Source organism: Mesorhizobium sp. WSM3864 (assembly GCF_002294955.1).
Classification (GTDB): Bacteria; Pseudomonadota; Alphaproteobacteria; order Rhizobiales; family Rhizobiaceae; genus Mesorhizobium.
In genome coordinates, this window is the sequence record NZ_NSGD01000054.1 from 1 (window position 1) to 1,588 (window position 1,588).

Genomic DNA, 1,588 nt, shown 5'->3' on the forward strand with positions numbered 1-1,588 from the left:
ATGCTATTGATCATGCTCCGGATAAAAGCCGTTTTTGCCCCACGGCATAAGCACGGCGAGATCTCCGCCAGCCTGGTATGGGTCAGTGAGCATCACGCAGGTATCGAAATCCTGTCTTAGACCGAGTTTGTGCATAGCGCGGCGAATAGAGCGCTGCAGCGCAGTGAACTCGGGTGGATCGGACCGCTTTGCTCTGGCGATGTAATCGCGCGCCGGACCGCTCAGCTCCCAATACCATTTCTTGCAGAATTCCAGGCTGTAGAATGCCGCGGCGGCAGCAATCTGCCGGCCTCCCTTAGTGTCGGGCTTTATCTTGATCTTGCCGGTTCCATTGTCATCGAAGGGAATGTCCACTTGCCAGCCGACATAGGGCAAAGACATGACGCTGATGTTGGGTGCTGCTTGGAGGTGTGCGGTGGTGGCGCCAAGCACGAAGACGGTGGCGAGCCCTAAGGTGAGGCAGATAGCCCTTAGCATTGAAGTCCTCCAAGGAGCACTGACCAGACGAACTGTTTGATCGGAAACGGTGCGGATTGAGATCGGTTTTTGATAAGCCTTTGGAGCTCGGCATTATCCCGCCTTGAAGACCCCAGCGCGCATACGTTCGAATTGATCAGCGTCGATGGCACCGTCGTCGCGCAACTTTTTTAGGCGTTCCAGCCGATTGAGCATGTCCTCGCTTGGCAATCGCGAGACCGGCGGTGACAGCGGAGCGACGTTCTCAAAACGCACCCATACGACGTCATTGGCGGTCAGGTTGAGGCCGGATTCACCGCCGTTGGTTCCTCTTGGGTCAGCAGTGATGTGGATGGCCTTGCACGCCCAGATCAAGCAGCCGAACCAAACGATGCCCGTGGCCCCGAGAAAGGTGTTGAGCAGGAAGATCACCCATCGGTTCGGGTGGCGCCGCAGGAAGGCGATGATGGTCGGAATGAGGAAGATGATCGTTGCGACCAGCAGAAGCGTCAGCAATTCGGATTGCGTATCGTTCATATCAACCTTGTGGTGCCGGGTGCGTTTGGAGGCGAGGTTCATTGCCTGCTCACCCGTCAATGACGAAAGCGAGCTCTCCCGCGAAACCCACCACCGCGCAGCCGAGCCAGAGCCATAGATAGCGCCAGCCGCCGCCGACGATTGCGGCCCTTCGCCAAAAATACCCGACCGGCGAGAGCAGCACGAAGGGCGTAATCCATCGGTTGCCTGGATTGAGCCCTTTGCGATTGAGCTGCCTGACGTCCAGGACGCACACCACGATGACGGCCAGCGTCCACCAGAGCTGAGAGGCGTTGTTGAAGTCGCCAGCACTTGGATCCACTTTGGCTGCCTTGGCGGTGACATCGACAAGCAGCATGGCCAGCGGTGAGAAGGCAATCACCTCAGCACAGTACGAGCTGATACCCGGCGCCTCCGCTTTTTTGCGCGCAGCAGAAGGTTGAGGCACTGCCGCCGTGGGCGCCGGGCTTGGCTGCGCGCCGGGTAACGGAGGCGGCAAAATCGGCGGGGCTACAGAAGCACTGTCCTTGAATTTCGTCTGGCTGGCTGGCGCCCATTCCGAGCCGAGGGCAGCGGACCATACCCGCGCTTCCAG

The 1,588-nt window shown here is 59.1% G+C and carries 3 protein-coding genes; all 3 read right to left on the bottom strand.

Translation table 11 applies throughout. The features are described 5' to 3' along the window. Positions 1-3 precede the first annotated feature (3 nt). Positions 4-477, bottom strand: a complete 474-nt coding sequence (locus tag CK215_RS30525; protein ID WP_095833143.1) for a hypothetical protein — start codon at positions 475-477, stop codon at positions 4-6. Between the two features lie 93 nt (positions 478-570). Further along, complete coding sequence (locus CK215_RS31585; RefSeq protein WP_170950448.1) at positions 571-1,035, bottom strand: superinfection immunity protein; 465 nt, start codon at positions 1,033-1,035, stop codon at positions 571-573. A 7-nt stretch (positions 1,036-1,042) separates the two neighbouring features. Continuing rightward, the coding region (locus CK215_RS31590) for a hypothetical protein (protein WP_210201707.1) at positions 1,043-1,588 on the bottom strand (546 nt) is incomplete at its 5' end.

Bases quoted from the DNA above. Each gene is read 5' to 3' on its own strand.
- CK215_RS31585 (WP_170950448.1), bottom strand. From the start codon at position 1,035: ATGAACCTCGCCTCCAAACGCACCCGGCACCACAAGGTTGATATGAAC.
- CK215_RS30525 (WP_095833143.1), bottom strand. From the start codon at position 477: ATGCTAAGGGCTATCTGCCTCACCTTAGGGCTCGCCACCGTCTTCGTG.